The organism is Vibrio sp. B1REV9 (genome assembly GCF_905175395.2).
Taxonomy (GTDB): domain Bacteria; phylum Pseudomonadota; class Gammaproteobacteria; order Enterobacterales; family Vibrionaceae; genus Vibrio; species Vibrio alfacsensis.
The window spans coordinates 1439850-1455216 of record NZ_HG992746.1; the positions used below are offsets into that span (position 1 = coordinate 1439850).

Below are 15367 nucleotides of genomic sequence, written 5' to 3' on the forward strand. Positions count from 1 at the left end.
ACCGCTAGGAGTTGTTTATCTTATCCACAATGTTTGAGGAAAAAGTGAACGAAAAAACCTTATAAAAATGAGTGGTTAGTAACAAAAGTTGACAAACTGCCTGCGCGTGTTTATTGTTTACGCAATTAAGTTAGTAACAAAAAGTTATATACCAAAATTAGCCATGTGAAAAACCACTCTTAATCCGGAGTGGAAAAACAATAAGATACGGTTTGCCTCGTACAGAGGAAATTGAGGTATAAACAAGAACGGGCGTGTAGAAGGGCTCCGAATGACCACCAATTTATTTTCGTCTCGCATCATTCAAAGTGCGTTAGATTTCGACGTATACAAAGTGAACATGATGAGCGCTGTTGCGGCGTTGTATCCTGATGCGATGGTGTCATACAAATTTATTGTACGTAGTGAAGAGGATCTTTCTGAATTGCTACCAGAGGTAAAAGCGGAAGTTCTGAAACTGCAAGATATTCGGTTTTCTGCTGACGAAATTGAGTACATGAAAGGCGTCGCGCCTTACTTAAACTCGGCATTTGTTGATGGTCTGCGCGCATTTCGGTTTAACCCTCAACGTGATGTTTCTTTCAATATTAAAACGATGGCGGATAGTTCTAGCCAGTTGCGCATCACTATCAATGGTCTGTGGAAAGAAACCATTCTTTACGAAACCATCATCATGAGCATTGTATCGGAAGTCCGTAGCCGCTCTCGTTGGTCAGATGTTCCTGTAGAGCAGTTTCAATCGGTACTAGAAGACAAAGTTCGTCATTTAAAAGCGGAATTGAAGCGCCGTAATATTACTAACTTTAAGTTTGCAGATATGTCGACTCGTCGTCGCTTTTCTTTCCAAGCACAGCGTTCAATGCTTGAATTCTTAAGCCAAGCCTTACCAAATAACCTAACTGGCACGAGTAACTACCACTTAGCCCGTGAACTCGGACTTACACCAATTGGTACGGTGGCTCATGAATGGTTCATGGGGCATCAGGCGCTCGTCAATGTGCGTGATTCACAGAAAGTCGCATTGCAACGTTGGCAGAAAATGTTTAATGGAGCGTTAGGTATTGCATTAACTGACACCATTGGCATTGATGCGTTTCTTCGAGACTTTGATGAAGAGTTGAGCCATGCGTATGCAGGCGTGCGTCACGACAGTGGATGCCCTTATGCATGGGGCGAGAAGATGATTGAGCATTATCACTCGCTTGGCATTGACCCGATGACGAAGACTTTAGTCTTTACCGATGGTTTGAACTTTGAGCAAGCATTGGATATTTGTGAATATTTCCAAGGTCGTGTTCAAGTTAGTTTTGGTATTGGCACGTCTCTGGCGAACGACATGGGTGAGTACACGAATGCGAATGGCACGAAATATAAGCCTTTATCTATCGTGATTAAAATGGTGACGTGCAATGGCTCTCCAGTGGCAAAAATCAGTGATGAACCTGAAAAAGCCATGTGTGAAGATATCTTTTTCTTGATGAATCTAAAACGTCGTTTTGAGCAACCTTTAGATCTAGAAGAGTGTCGACAGTTGATAGATCGCCTTGAAAATGAGGGTGATAATTACCTGATTGATGCATAGATTAAGCCGAATTAATGAACAGACTGAGCTGGATTAATGGATAGACAAAAAGCATCTATCTCAGCACGAACTTAATCATCACCCTCTATGGTTTCGATAAATTTATATCGGCAATCTTAGAGGGTGATTTGGTTATAGTACAACCAAAGATAAATCAGGAATGAATGATGAATTTGGTTGTCCACTTGCAGAAAAAAACGATAAGAAAGCACGGATACGAGCTCGCAACGCGTCAAGCGTGGAAATGTGGCATAAAAGCGAATCTTGTTAAGCGTGTTATTGGTATTTATAAAGGCCAGATCGTCTGTACGGTGGAGGGGTGCCGTGCTGAACTTTCCTCACCACTCAATAATCCATTGCACGATGATGAAAAGCAGGGACGATATGTCTTTGTCGGGGGAGTTTTCTGGGAGCCAAATAACATCATCGCACCGGGATTTCCTGATTTTATGTTTATGCATCTGCGAAATTTAACGCATCGTCATAAATACTTGACCGATGATGAACTGTTTTTGAGTTTGGCATAATTCGATGACCAGTCTGTTTCTTAAATCATTGCTTGGCGCCGCTGCAGTGATGATCATTGCACTGCTTTCAAAGTCGAAGAGCTTTTACATCGCCGGCTTAATACCTTTGTTTCCGACGTTTTCATTGATCGCCCACTTTATCGTCGGAACAGAACGAGATATGCAAGCCCTGCGTGATACCGCATTGTTTGGTATTTATTCCTTGATTCCCTATAGTGCTTATCTGATTTCCGTTTTCTATTTTAGCTATCGCTTAAGTCTAGTGGGCACCTTAACTGCCGCAACACTCGTTTGGGTTGTCTGTGCTTCAATCCTGCTTGTCTTTTGGACGCGTTGGATGGTTCCTGCTTAGTTTTCTTTTCAGCCTAGCTTTCTTCTTAAGCCTAACGTCAATTTGGCTTTCTCAGTCGGCGTTGTGTCAATTGACGTTGCTCCTATCGAGAATTGACTTGTTTCTTATAAAACATTGTTTTTTAACCTCAGAATGACATAAGCTTTATGATTCGCTGATGTTTGTTTTTTCTCTCGATTTACCATTGGTCCAAGCAAAGTAAAATTTACTGGAACTAAATTATGAATATAAAATCGATTGCAATAGCAACGGCAGTGGTAGCAGTATTAGCGGGTTGTAAAGATAAGACGCCACCACCACCAACAGAAGCAAACATCACTTTGGTCGAGGCGGTAACAGAAACGGTGAAAAATCCTCACCAAGTCTGTAAAGACGTTGTCGTGACTCACCGTGTGCAACCAAAAGACGAGAACAAACTGCTTGGTACGGTTGGTGGTGCAGCAGCAGGAGCGGCACTAGGAAACCAAATCGGTGGCGGGTCAGGTAAAGTGATTGCTACCGCGGCGGGGACTATTGCAGGTGCATTAGCGGGTCGAGAGATCCAAGATAATGTGCAAAAAGGCGACGTAGTGACAACGACGGAAAAGCAGTGTCACACAGAATACACCACATCAGAAAAAGTAGTAGGTTACAATGTAACTTATAATGTAGCGGGCGTGCCATCAACCGTTCGTTTGGAAAGTAAACCTGTAGGTTCTACATTCCCAATTCAAGATGGAAAAGTCATATTGCCACAATAATCTGCCGCTATTTTTCAATGGCTTAATACACAGAGCAAAGCACCCTTTAGCCCGTTTTTCGAACTAAAGGGTGTCTAATTAGGGTGACAACGCTCTGATTTGTTATTTATCAGCAAAATAATCGACCAGTGTTTTTCGCCATTTTCTCGATTCTCTGATCTGGAGAAGTGCTCGATTTATCTCTTCTTCATAAGTATTGTTTTCAGTGAGAATAAACCCGTAGTTTTGTTTCTCAAGTTGGTAGGGTAGCACCTCTAAATCAAGGTATTGGCCAGAAGTTCTACCATTACCGATCATATACTTTAGCACCACATCATCTGCCACAATGGCTTGCACTTCGCCTCGATCCAATGCCTCAAGTAAAGATGACATATCGGTATAGTTTTCATGACGAATACCAAAACTGGTGAGCAGTATTGAAGAAGTCGTTGCGGTTTTGGTTCCGACCTTTACATTGGCAAGATCGTTAATGCTTTTTATCTGGGAATGTCCTTGACTGAGCGTGAGCTTACTTGCTAGAACTGCAGTGATACTGGCAATAAACAATGTACTAAAAACGGCAATGAAAACCGTAATGACTCGGCCAGTTAGTGTTTTGAACTCGAAATAATTAAAGGGACCGCGAGTGATGAACAGTAGCCCTAAGATAAAGCTCTCAACCCAGCGTCCTAATCGACTTTGCATTGAGTAGAGCTTGTCATTATTCCCTTGCTCTAAGTTGTAAAAGAAAGCGCCAAGTAATCCAGCAATTAGTAATATTCCGCCGACAAGCAACCATAATCCCCCGTTAGAAAAGATCGAACGAAATGTATGGAGATAGCCTTGATTTTTAATGGCAATAGCAAGGTGTGTCTCGTAAAACGAGTGTGAAAAGTCTGCGAAAAGTTCTCTATCAGGGGTGATCGAAATACAAGATACGCCGATGTCAATTTGCTCTTTTTCGATAGCGTCGAGCAGTTCATTGAGCGGGTAATGCTGAACTGAAAACTCAACATTCATTTCGTCAGCGATGTGTTCCCAAAGTTCAATGCTTAAGCCACTTAACTTGTTGTCGAGTGAACTAATCACAAAAGGTGGACAAGGGTAGGTGCCAACTTTTATCGAAGAGGCAAAAGTGGTGGTACTCACAAAGCTAAAGAGAAAGAGTAATAGGCAAATCCAGACTTGGCGCATCGACTGTAATACGTTTGGCATGCACAGTACCTCTCTGATAAGAGGCAGCGAAGAATCGTGTTGAGGGAAACGAGTCTCCCCAAAGTTCAAAGACGTTCAGTTGTTAAGAAATGATAACGAATTCAATACTGCCTTAGTGTTGTTATTTACTTTCTTAACTATAGCAGTTGATAGGGATTTGATAGGGGCAGTCATCGCCCCCTCGCTTTTCTATCTCTATTCCCGGTGTTTTGGTCTTGCTGCTTATGCCACAGGAGCATGATTGTGTTTGTGCTCTTTTGTTGCTTGTTCTCGTTTCTGCTTTTTTCGTTCCCGTTTTGATAGCCAAATAAGCGGTAGTACAATCATGACCGTCCCAATTGCCATAAACACATCGGGTACTTCACCAAACCAAATAAACCCAACGATCACCGCGCCGATTAGTCCGCTGTATTCAGCACTTGCAATTTTATTGCTTTCGATTGAACGATAAGCGAGTACACACGTGGCGGCGTAAATCATGATGAATAAGCTCGATCCTGCGGCAACAGGGAATGAGCTCCAGTCCCATGTTTCACCCTCAATAAAAACCAGCAAGAGTGAGACAGGAATACCGGCTAGGTTAGTCATCAACAGTGTGTGTGTTACGGATTGATTCTTTGGAAGTTTGCGGATCAGCAAGTTGTTGATAGCCAGTGTGATGGCAACCACTAATGCAGACAACGCAGCCCAATCAATCTGATTAGGACGAATAATTACCAGCACGCCAGCGAAGCCCATAACAGCAGCGATAATTGATTGTGCGGAGAGTTTTTCCCCAAAGAAGATTGCAGCCAGTGGCAACATAATCAAAGGGGCGGCATAGAAAATTGCGTTGGCAGTCGCAAGCGGCAAAGATGAAATGGCGATCACCATGAAAGTCGCACCAGTTAACCATACGTGTGCGCGGACAGCATGCCATTTAAAGCCCTCCATTAAAGGACTCTGTTTTGTTAACAGGTATACGGGCAGTAGTATCATGACGGCAGAAAGCTGTCGGTAAAAGACAAACTGAAAAATAGGTACTTCGTTACCCACACTTTTGATTAAAGCGTCTGAGAGCACCGCGATAAGATTACCAACAATTAATAGCAGCATGGCTGCACCGACAGATGTGACTTTCACTTTTTCTTCTCCTGTAACTTTGCCAAAGAGTAGGTGATGACATAGGATGAAGTGAAGTGATATTTATTAGTTATAGTATGAGATTTTTAGATAATGAAGTTGCCGCCATTAAGATCCGTGCATTGTTTTGAATCGGTTGCTCGTAATTTGAGCTTTTCTCTCGCGGCACAAGAGCTCAATGTGACTCAAAGTGCGGTCAGTCATCAGATCCGTTTGTTGGAAGATTACCTTGGTGAGGCTTTGTTTATTCGTCAGGGGCGGAAGCTGTCTTTGTCTGACGTTGGTATTCGTTACCTTGAGGATATTAGCCCGGCCATTAGCGCAATCGCGATCGCGAGCCAGAAAGTACGAGAGGGTGAGAAAGGCAGTTTACGACTCGCTATTTATAGCTCGTTGGCCGTAAAGTGGTTGATTCCGAGGTTGGCGGACTTCAAGCGTTTGCATCCTGACATTGACCTCACGCTGAACATGGTCGCCGGTGACCCTGACCAAACAGACAGTGTTGGGGATTGTTTTATTACCGTGCAAAAGCCAAAGCGCAATTATATGGCAGTGCGCCTGTACGATGAAACGCTTTATCCTGTTTGCAGCCTTAACCTTTGGAAAGAGATACAAGAGCAACCCATACCGGATGTTTTTTGGCGATATCCAATTTTGTCTACCGACTCAATTTATAGAGAACGAGGAAAAGACTGGTCACAATGGTGTGAAGTGGGGGGGTATGAATTACCAAAGGATGTAGACATGCAACACTTTAGTCATATGTTATTGGCGATCGAGGCTGCGAGATACGATCAGGGTATTACCTTTGCCAATGACTTTATGTTGAATGAGCGCGATAAAGCCCAGGACTTGGTTTACATTCCATCCCATGGCTTAGAAACAGGGGATAGCTTTTACTTTGTCCATAAAAAGAATCGAGTAAGGCAACCCGAGATCATCAAGTTGACTAACTGGTTGAAACAGCAGTGCTTGTAAGCAAAAGGCTTAGAATCTCATTTATAGCAATAAACAAGGATTTTTATAAGACAAGCAGGGTTGCAAATAAAATCCGAGCTAGGGGATGCTCGGATTTTTCGTTACCAGGAGACGGGGCTTATTAGCTATTACTTATTAACAGTTAACTGTTAGTTATTAGTTATTAGCTATTAGCTGTTAGCTATTGCTGTTTGCTCAAGTTATAGAATGAAGCCAAATCACCCGTGGCCTTTTCTCCATTCATATCAAGTTTCATCAGAATGTTTTCACCAACAAAGTATTGGTTGGGGGCCGACTCATCAACAAGCGTGATGGTGCTTCCTGCAGCGTTCCATGTAAATTGGCCGTTTGATGAAAATTCGCCATCTTCTTTGCCTTTATAAACTTGTTTAAGCGTGTAACTGCCATCAGTGTTTAATGTCAGGGTCGTTTCAATTCCCTCACAATCAGCACAAGGTAACAGGCCTTGATAAGTACCATTCCAATCGAGAGCATTCTTTGAATTATGTGCCGTATCCACAAACGTTTCTGTTGTGATCACTTGCTCATCTTCTATCGGAGTGACATCCACACTTTCTTGTGTTTCAGTAGCTTGAGGAGCATCAATTATAGTGGTGTCAGTTGGTTTTTCGTCCTGACAGCCAGCCAAAATAAATACAGCACTGGTCAATGCTAACAATGTCTTTTTCATTTCAGTCCTCTTTGAATAAACGGTGTACATGTTCTGCCACCTAGGGATGCTTGGTTTAGCAAATAATATTAAAATAATAGTCCGCTATTACGAAACTGAGTCAATATTACGTAAGTCATTATCGCTTTTTTGTCAGAGATTTGAGTGAACCGTCAGTAAGCGGCAAAGTCATGGATGCTTATTTGATGTTCGGGCTTAAATCGCTGGGAGGGGCAGGCATAAGAAAGGCTCATCCCTATGAGCCTTTGCTGTACATCGGAGAGGTTATGACGCCTTATCCATTATCGGAGGCTTTTTTGAAGCTTTCTCTGCGGTGCTATCTGCTGATTCATCAGAGAAGATTTCTGCGACAGCACTTCGCTCGAGTTCTCCTTGCAAGTTGCCCTCATCGTCTACGACTGGTAGTGAGTAATCACAAGACATGGTGTCAGGAAGTACATGCTCAATCACTGAATCAGGCGAAATCACCGGCACCTCTTCATAGATCTCTTTGTCGAAAGTTTGCGTTGCACTGTCTTTGGCTGCGTCAAGGAGGCTTTCTCGTGTTAGTACGCCTTGGAAGCCATCATCGGTGACATGATAAGCGTAGTCCTGTTTCACTCGCTTCATTTCTACCAACGCTTCTTCAATCGTGGTGGCCGTTATTCGGTATGCCGGTGGCTTCATCACAGTTTCAACGGTTAATGCTCGCGCACGATTGACGTCTTTAACAAAGGCTTCCACGTAGTCATCAGCAGGGTGAAGCAAGATTTCATCTGGTGTCCCTTGTTGCACTAACTCCCCATCTTTCAAAATTGCAATTTGATCGCCTAGGCGCAGCGCTTCATCTAAATCGTGAGTAATGAAGATAATGGTTTTATGCAGCTTTTCTTGCAGGTCAATCAGTTGATCTTGCATTTCACTGCGGATCAGTGGGTCAAGAGCCGAAAACGCTTCGTCCATGAGCAGAATTTCCGCATCGGTCGCGAGTGCTCGAGCAAGGCCGACACGCTGTTGTTGTCCACCAGAAAGCTGCGCCGGATATTGATTTCCATAACCGGTTAGACCAACAGTATCTAGCCATTCATTCGCTTTGATTAAGCGGTCCTCTTTCTTGATACCCTGAATTTCTAAACCATAAGCCACGTTGTCAATCACCGTACGATGAGGCAATAAACCAAAGCGCTGAAACACCATTGACATTTTATGTCGACGAAATTGTTCAAGTTCACTCGTTGATAGTTTCATGACATCAATGCCCTCGACCAAAATCTGGCCCATTGTCGGGTCGATGAGACGATTGAAGTGTCGGATCATGGTGGATTTTCCGGAGCCGGATAATCCCATGATGACGAAAATCTCCCCTTTGTTTATCTTAAGGTTGATGTCTTTTAAACCGACGGTGTGCCCTGTTTCAGCCAAGATTTGATCTTTGCTCTGACCTGATTTTACTTTGTCTATCACTGAGCCTGGCTTAGGACCGAAGATCTTGTATAGGCCACTGATTTCAATAAGAGGCTTAGTCATGTTTTAGATCTCCTAAGTGAGCTTGAGTGCGTTTTGCGTAGGCTTGCGATGCTCGATCGAACAAAATCGCAAGGGCAACAATAGCCAAACCGTTTAATAGGCCAAGAGTGAAGTATTGATTGGTGATGGATTTCAGAACAGGTTGACCTAAGCCTTTTACGCCAATCATTGATGCGATGACGACCATAGAAAGAGCCATCATAATGGTTTGGTTAATACCGGCCATAATGGTTGGCATCGCCAAAGGTAATTGTACTCCTAGTAGACGTTGTTTTTTGCTCGCACCAAAAGCGGTTGCCGCTTCCAGTACTTCTTTATCAACTAGGCGAATACCAAGGTTGGTGAGACGAATGACGGGAGGAATGGCGTAGATTACAACGGCGATCAAGCCCGGAATTTTACCAATGCCAAGCAACATCACCACAGGGATAAGGTAAACAAACGCAGGCATGGTTTGCATCACGTCGAGCAGCGGCGTAACAATAGACTGAATACGATTAGAGCGAGCCATAGCGATACCAATCGGGATACCGAGTACGATGGCGAGCATAGTACAAACAGTAATAATACTGAGAGTCCGCATCGTGTCTTCCCACATGCCAAAGTAACCTATTAATATCAACGATCCGAAACAGGCGACAGCAAGCTTCCAAGAACGACTTGCCGCGTAGACTAAAGCGGTACAAACGCCGAGAATAATGACCCAAGGAGTGGAAATGAGGAGCTTTTCAAACCAAACAAGAAAGGTGAGGAGAGGGTCGAAGAATGATTCAATTAAGTCGCCATACTCACGAGAGAAATCGCGGTAGGCACCATCAAGAGTTTTACGAATTGTTCTGAGGTCTGAGCGATCCATTTCTGGGAATTCGCTGAGCCAAGTCGAGTCAGACATGTTTACTTCCTTTTTTTACCGAGGCTGAAACCAGCCTCGGCATACTGCAAATAAGGCATTCCTATGCCATTGATGTGTCGTTGCTATTACAGTGCACCTTGCACTTTTTTGGCGACATCTTGTGGAACCCATGTCGTCCAGATTTGTGGGTAGTTTTCTAAGAAGTGGAACATGGTTTCTTCACCATCCGCTTGGTTGTCTTCCATCCACGCTAATAATCGGTTCATATCCGCGTTTGTGAAACCACGTTTGGTGAAATAGTCGTACGCCGCTGGAGAGCGTGACGCAAATTCTTCAGTAGTGATGGTGTGTACCGGTGATGGTGGGTACATAGTGACTTTAGGGGCATCACACTCGGTTTGAGTGGTACAATTGACGAATTCATCGACATTAACGCCACTACCAAAATCGACTTTTGCCATGTCGTATTTACCAAGTACCGCCGTTGGAGCCCAGTAGTAACCAAACCAAGCTTGTTCACGCTCATACGCTTTGGCGATAGAGCCCGATAAACCTGCGCTAGAGCCTGGGTCGATGATGTCAAAGCCTGCTGCTTCAAGGTTCATTGCTCTAAAAAGGTTACCAGCACTGATTTGACAGTTCCAACCGGCAGGGCAGCTATAGAATGCCGATTTGCTGTCATCTTCAGGGTGAGAAAACAGCTTCGCGTGCTTTTTAATGCCCTCAATGGTTTTTATTTCTGGGTATTGCTTTACTAGATAAGCCGGAACCCAAAAGCCCTCTTCACCACCGTCTACTAACGCTTTGCCTGCGTAGCGTAGGCGTTTTTCCTCAACCCCTTTGTCTAACGCATCTTTCAGGCTATTGCTCCAAAGCTCTGGTGCAACATCCGGTTGGCCTTTTTCGATCATGGATGTACCTGTAGGCATAGTATCACCCGGTATAAGCTCGGCGTCACATCCATAGCCGTGCTCAAGAATAAAGCGGTCCACGTTAGCAATCAGCGTGGCTGAATTCCAGTTCATATCTGCAATTGTGACCGATCCACACTCGCTTGCATTTGCATTGGCCGTTAGCGCACCAATCGCGAATAGTAACGGTGTTTTATAATTCATGTTGAGTTTCCTTTCTCTAATTGTCTCAATAATGTTAACTAAATAATCATTAGTGTTCAAACTAATAAGGTGACCATACGGTGAAATTATTTGTTAATTTTTATTATTGCTAGTTGAAAAGCTCTACGTTAATCGCCTAATAAACAAAGTTTTTTATTTGGTGATAGTTTTGTATTGGTATGGAATTTGGTTTATCAGTCAATGCTTTTGTTAGATGTCTAATCAACATTGGCATTCTGTCATTGGTCAAAAAAATAGCGTTCGATTGGGGGCCATTTTGCTAGCTAGGTTATTTCTGCAAGCTAAGTTATTTGTGCAAGCTAAGTTATTTGTGCAAGCCACGCTATTTTTGCAAACTACGTTATTTTTGCAAACTAAGTTATTGGCATATGACAAAAACCGTTATTGGCATATGCCAGTTATGGGCGTAATCTGAACAAGTTAACCAAAGGAGGATCTGTGGCGAGACCAAAAATAGAACGGCGTATTTGTGGAAGAGCGGCACATCATTGTTTTAAGCCCAACGGGGTTCCATACAGCCAGCTCGATAAAATAGACATATTACCTGAAGAGCTAGAAGCGTTGCGTTTGGCTGATTTAGAACGATTGAGTCAACAAGAAGCTGCCGAACAAATGGGGATTTCTCGCCAAACTTTTGGTAATACGGTGAAGAGGGCGCGTTACAAAGTCGCAAAGAGTCTAGTTGAGGGTTGTGCATTGGTTTTTCCAGACGAGGAGTCAAACTCATGATTTATGCTATTCCAAATGATGGTGAGCGAGTCGCTAACCATTTTGTTAAAGCGCCATACATTGCTATTTTTTCCGATACCAAAGGTATGCTCAAGAACTTAGCGAACATTGCGGCGATGCCTCAAGCTGGCTGTAACGCGAAATCACAGCTTATTCAGTCGTTAAAAGAGTATCAAGTGGATGCAGTTTTAGTGAGAAACATTGGCGAGCGAGCTTTAAATAAACTGTTGAAAAGCGGTAAACAGGTATTCAAACTATCGACGCGCAGTTCATTGGATGACGTGCTTGCTGTTCCCCGTATTGCTCTTGTTGAAGCGAGTCAAGGTCGGCCCTCTACTCATCACATGAAGAAAGGTGGTTGTGGTGGCTGTGGTAGTAAATCCTCGGCACCATCATTACTGCTTAATCCAAGAGCGAATAAGGAAAAGGTTTCTGGTTCCATTCGGCCAACTATACTGATACAACACATCTCTAAGTAAGGAATGACGATGGTTTGGTTATTTACGTTCTTAGGCTTTTTAGCGGTGATATTGTTGATGTCGCTTGGTGTCATCTTCCATAAAAAACGGATTCAGGGCAGTTGTGGTGGATTGAACAATGTAGGTGTTGATAAGGTCTGCAATTGTGAAACAACGTGCGCGGAAAGTGAACGTCGACTTTATCAAATTCAGGAGCCTAACTCAGGCAATTTATCGTCTTCTTAAGTGTTGTAGATAGTTTGTCAAACTGTCGATTCCGTCTGATTTCTTTATAAGTACTTTTGCATATTGCTGGTTGAGTTCTACGCTTATGATTCGTCTTTACATAGGAGAATCAAGATGGCTTTGATGAAACAGGATATTCCAAATCGAGTAACGGTTTATCATGATAATGCTGAGCAAGAAGTTGAGCTAAAAAACGCGATGCTTCCAGAGAAACCGCGTTACTTTAATGGCTCACCAACGTATAAAGCCGAGAGTATTGCTGCCTTTGAAGACAAACTCGATCAGATTGGACTTTCGTTAGACAAATAAATAATTTGTATGCCAATAAAAACGCCCTCTTGCTTAAGGGCGTTTTGGTTGATATTTATCAGAAAGTTAGTGCTAATTTTGTTGGGCGTCGCTTTGGCAAACTTGCTTTTGTACCGCTGGAGGAGCGGGCTCGTAATGGCTTAGAGTCATATTAAAACTGCCCTCACCACCAGTGATTGAGCGCAGACGCCGCGAGTAATCTTGAAGTTCATTCACTGGGGATTTTGCTCTTAATATGGTGAAGTGACTGTCAATGGGTTCTGTGCCCTCGATTAATCCTCGATTGCCCGAAAGATCTCCTGATACGTCACCGACGTTGGCGGTGGGGATGTGCAACTCCATCTGTACAATCGGTTCTAGCACGATTGGATCGGCATTGTTAATGGCATCTAAGAATGCTTTTTTCCCCGCAATGACGAACGCAATTTCTTTCGAGTCTACCGAGTGATATTTACCATCGTATACGGTGACTTCGACATCTTTAATTGGGTTCCCAGAAATCGCGCCCTCTTCTAAGGCTTGAACAATCCCTTTTTCTACCGCAGGAATCAGCGCAGTAGGAATGGATCCACCAACAACTTTGTTGATGAACTGAAAGCCTGCGCCACGCTCAAGAGGCCGAACTCTTAGTTGAACTTCACCAAATTGACCTGCGCCACCACTTTGTTTCTTATGACGATAGTGCCCCTCAGCTGGCTTAGTAATGGTTTCGAAGTATTCGACGCTTGGCTGACAGGTTTCAACATCGAGCTTGTAAACACTCAGCATTTTCTCAAGTGCAACTTTTAGATGAAATTCTCCCTGGCCACTGATAATGGTCTCATTGGTTCTGGCACGATGTTCTACTCTGAGTGATGGATCTTCGCTTGAAATCTTATTGAGGACGTCACCAAGCTTTTGTTCATCGCCTCGTTTTACCGGCTTCAAGCATAAAGAATACATAGAGTCAGGGAAATTGAGTGTTTTAAGTTGCACACCATCCTCTTGATGCGAATCATGCACGATCGAGTCGAACTCGAGATCATCTACTTTTGCTAATACACAGAAATCTCCCGCCAGTGCTCGTGGTATTTCTGTTCGATCTTTACCTTGTAGTTGATACAAATGACCCACTTTAAATGCTTTATTATTTTCTCCGACAAAGAGTTGGCTACCGGCAGTAATTTCACCTTGATAGACACGTAAATAGGCGAGTTTTCCCATGTAGGGATCGACGCTCACTTTATATACGTGTGCCACGGTATGCTCTAACGTTTCACAGTTGACTTTAACTCTCTTACCGTTCTTTTCGAGCATTGGAGGGTTGCCCTCATTCGGCATTGGCATGATTTCCGCTAAGGTTCTTAATAGCAGATCTATACCTGCACCGGTTTCTGATGATACGAAACAGATCGGGATAACATGGCCCGTCCGTAATGCTTCTTCAAAGGGATCATGAAGTTGTTCTGCCGTGAGTTCTGAGCCTTGTTCTAAGTAGAGCTCCATAAGTTCTTCATCGACTTCGATGACTTGGTCTATCAAGGTTTCGTGCGTATCTTCAACATTGGATATGAGGGTTTCGATAGACGTATTCGGCTCAAAATAACAATCGACGACAGATTTTCCATCGGAAGACGGTAAGTTGATTGGCAAGCAGTTGTCGCCAAAATGCTCAAAAATATTATCAAGAACGGTTTCGAGTTGATTGCCGTGATCATCCAACTTATTGATGATGATCATTTGGCACTTTTTCTGCTCTTTAGCAAAAGCAAAGAGTCGGTCTGAGGTTTGGTTGATTGGGGCCTGAGGATCAATGACTAGCGCGGATGTTTCGACAGCAGGAAAGATGCTGATGGTTCGCCCAAGCAACTCACTTTGCCCAGGGGTGTCAATGATATTCAGTCGATGGTTATTCCAACTCAAACTGACTGGTGTCGCCTCAATACTGTGTTGATATTGGATGGACTGGGAATCGAAATCGGTAACGGTATCGCCTTTTTCTACACACCCGAGATGGCTGGTGGCTTGGCAGGTATAAAGCAGTTTTTCAATCAACGTAGTTTTGCCAGTCCCCGTTTGGCCGACAAAGGCGATGTTGCGGATCTTGTTGATAGGCATAGAGCCTCCTTGCAAATGACGTGAAGAACCGTGAAGTTCTTGGACTAACCTGAAGTTAGGTTATGAACTGCGTTAGAGTCGGCGGGTTTACCGCCACCTCGTCTTCCACGTCATTTTTCGGATGACTCGAAACATATAATCACCTTGCATAGAGGTCATAGTCATAAGCATGGCCCAATATCCACAAAAAATATGTGATTTATTTCATGATGAAAGCGATTGAATTTTAATCTAGGTCATGAATTCATCATCAATGAACATGAGTGATCCAATGCAGAACATACCTAAGTGCGTAACACCGTATCTTTACTCTATGTTCATTATCGTGTTAAACCTCAAGTATTCTTGAGGTTAAGTAGGAAACAAGAAACAAGGAGTAAGTAATGGAAATCAGCGTTGGGGAGGTCGCAAGACGCTCTGGAGTAAAAGTGTCAGCGCTGCACTTTTATGAGCAGAAAGGATTGATATCGAGTTGGCGCAATGCAGGTAATCAACGTCGTTATCACCGCAGTGTATTGCGTCGTGTGGCGGTGATAAAAGCTGCTCAGCAAGTCGGGCTATCTTTGGAGGAAATCAAGCAAGCGTTGGATGAACTGCCACAACATGGGGCTCCCAATAAAGTACAGTGGGAAAGCATGGCGAGCCATTGGCATCAGCAACTCGATCTGAAAATCCAAAAGCTTAAAGCATTACAAAACGACTTGGGCGGTTGCATAGGCTGTGGGTGTCTTTCTCTTGAAAGTTGCGCATTGAGAAATCCTGATGATGTACTAGGTAAAGAGCACTCAGGGTCCAACTTGTCACAGGATGAAAAGGGCTAGATTGCCCTTTTCGTACTGTGTATCTT

General features: G+C 43.5%; 17 protein-coding genes. 10 read left to right on the forward strand and 7 right to left on the reverse strand.

Annotated features, from left to right (window positions below):
- The first annotated feature begins 271 nt into the window (after nucleotides 1–271).
- The 4 genes from pncB (at nucleotide 272) to KHN78_RS20500 (ending at nucleotide 3201) form a co-directional block, all read left to right on the forward strand.
- Entirely contained in the window at nucleotides 272–1582 is a 1311-nt protein-coding gene (gene pncB / locus KHN78_RS20485; protein WP_211918640.1) for a nicotinate phosphoribosyltransferase, read from the forward strand.
- 167 nt (nucleotides 1583–1749) lie between these two features.
- Nucleotides 1750–2109, forward strand: a complete 360-nt coding sequence (locus KHN78_RS20490) for an acyl-CoA synthetase (protein ID WP_211918974.1) — start codon at nucleotides 1750–1752, stop codon at nucleotides 2107–2109.
- A 4-nt stretch (nucleotides 2110–2113) separates the two neighbouring features.
- Nucleotides 2114–2461, forward strand: coding sequence for a GlpM family protein (locus tag KHN78_RS20495; protein ID WP_211918642.1), 348 nt, complete (start codon nucleotides 2114–2116; stop codon nucleotides 2459–2461).
- A gap of 221 nt (nucleotides 2462–2682) precedes the next feature.
- Nucleotides 2683–3201: a glycine zipper 2TM domain-containing protein gene (locus KHN78_RS20500; RefSeq protein WP_128813332.1), complete on the forward strand. Its 519-nt coding sequence runs from the start codon at nucleotides 2683–2685 to the stop codon at nucleotides 3199–3201.
- Between the two features lie 102 nt (nucleotides 3202–3303).
- On the opposite strand, the gene KHN78_RS20505 is transcribed toward KHN78_RS20500, so the two are convergent.
- Nucleotides 3304–4395, reverse strand: coding sequence for a transporter substrate-binding domain-containing protein (locus tag KHN78_RS20505; RefSeq protein ID WP_211918658.1), 1092 nt, complete (start codon nucleotides 4393–4395; stop codon nucleotides 3304–3306).
- Nucleotides 4396–4617: 222 nt separating this feature from the next.
- Nucleotides 4618–5517: a DMT family transporter gene (locus KHN78_RS20510; RefSeq protein ID WP_211918660.1), complete on the reverse strand. Its 900-nt coding sequence runs from the start codon at nucleotides 5515–5517 to the stop codon at nucleotides 4618–4620.
- Nucleotides 5518–5610: 93 nt separating this feature from the next.
- On the opposite strand from KHN78_RS20510, the gene KHN78_RS20515 reads away from it, so the two are divergent.
- The gene (locus KHN78_RS20515; RefSeq protein WP_211918662.1) at nucleotides 5611–6495 is read left to right on the forward strand and encodes a LysR family transcriptional regulator; all 885 of its coding nucleotides are present in this window, start codon (nucleotides 5611–5613) and stop codon (nucleotides 6493–6495) included.
- A 181-nt stretch (nucleotides 6496–6676) separates the two neighbouring features.
- On the opposite strand, the gene KHN78_RS20520 is transcribed toward KHN78_RS20515, so the two are convergent.
- The 4 genes from KHN78_RS20520 to KHN78_RS20535 form a co-directional block, all read right to left on the reverse strand.
- Nucleotides 6677–7186 carry a copper resistance protein NlpE gene (locus KHN78_RS20520; protein WP_211918664.1) on the reverse strand — a complete coding sequence of 170 codons (510 nt, stop codon included), beginning with the start codon at nucleotides 7184–7186 and terminating at the stop codon, nucleotides 6677–6679.
- A gap of 264 nt (nucleotides 7187–7450) precedes the next feature.
- Nucleotides 7451–8692 carry a glycine betaine/L-proline ABC transporter ATP-binding protein gene (locus KHN78_RS20525; RefSeq protein ID WP_211918666.1) on the reverse strand — a complete coding sequence of 414 codons (1242 nt, stop codon included), beginning with the start codon at nucleotides 8690–8692 and terminating at the stop codon, nucleotides 7451–7453.
- Nucleotides 8685–9584 carry an ABC transporter permease gene (locus KHN78_RS20530; RefSeq protein WP_128813327.1) on the reverse strand — a complete coding sequence of 300 codons (900 nt, stop codon included), beginning with the start codon at nucleotides 9582–9584 and terminating at the stop codon, nucleotides 8685–8687. Before KHN78_RS20530 ends, KHN78_RS20525 begins: the two co-directional genes overlap by 8 nt.
- Before the next feature lie 86 nt (nucleotides 9585–9670).
- Entirely contained in the window at nucleotides 9671–10660 is a 990-nt protein-coding gene (locus KHN78_RS20535; RefSeq protein ID WP_211918668.1) for an ABC transporter substrate-binding protein, read from the reverse strand.
- 459 nt (nucleotides 10661–11119) lie between these two features.
- Here KHN78_RS20535 and KHN78_RS20540 point away from each other — a divergent pair, with 459 nt between their 5' ends.
- From KHN78_RS20540 to KHN78_RS20555, 4 genes are all read left to right on the forward strand, one after another.
- Nucleotides 11120–11410 carry a DUF134 domain-containing protein gene (locus tag KHN78_RS20540; protein ID WP_211918671.1) on the forward strand — a complete coding sequence of 97 codons (291 nt, stop codon included), beginning with the start codon at nucleotides 11120–11122 and terminating at the stop codon, nucleotides 11408–11410.
- Nucleotides 11407–11889 carry a NifB/NifX family molybdenum-iron cluster-binding protein gene (locus KHN78_RS20545; protein ID WP_211918673.1) on the forward strand — a complete coding sequence of 161 codons (483 nt, stop codon included), beginning with the start codon at nucleotides 11407–11409 and terminating at the stop codon, nucleotides 11887–11889. Before KHN78_RS20540 ends, KHN78_RS20545 begins: the two co-directional genes overlap by 4 nt.
- A 9-nt stretch (nucleotides 11890–11898) precedes the next feature.
- The gene (gene nqrM, locus KHN78_RS20550; protein ID WP_211918675.1) at nucleotides 11899–12114 is read left to right on the forward strand and encodes a (Na+)-NQR maturation NqrM; all 216 of its coding nucleotides are present in this window, start codon (nucleotides 11899–11901) and stop codon (nucleotides 12112–12114) included.
- A 114-nt stretch (nucleotides 12115–12228) separates the two neighbouring features.
- The gene (locus KHN78_RS20555) at nucleotides 12229–12423 is read left to right on the forward strand and encodes a hypothetical protein (RefSeq protein ID WP_128813323.1); all 195 of its coding nucleotides are present in this window, start codon (nucleotides 12229–12231) and stop codon (nucleotides 12421–12423) included.
- Between the two features lie 72 nt (nucleotides 12424–12495).
- Here KHN78_RS20555 and fusA read toward each other — a convergent pair whose 3' ends face one another.
- On the reverse strand, nucleotides 12496–14520 hold the full coding sequence (gene fusA / locus KHN78_RS20560) for an elongation factor G (protein ID WP_211918677.1): 2025 nt from the start codon (nucleotides 14518–14520) through the stop codon (nucleotides 12496–12498).
- 383 nt (nucleotides 14521–14903) lie between these two features.
- Between fusA and soxR the strand changes: the two genes are divergently transcribed.
- Entirely contained in the window at nucleotides 14904–15341 is a 438-nt protein-coding gene (soxR, locus tag KHN78_RS20565; RefSeq protein WP_211918679.1) for a redox-sensitive transcriptional activator SoxR, read from the forward strand.
- Nucleotides 15342–15367 lie beyond the last annotated feature (26 nt).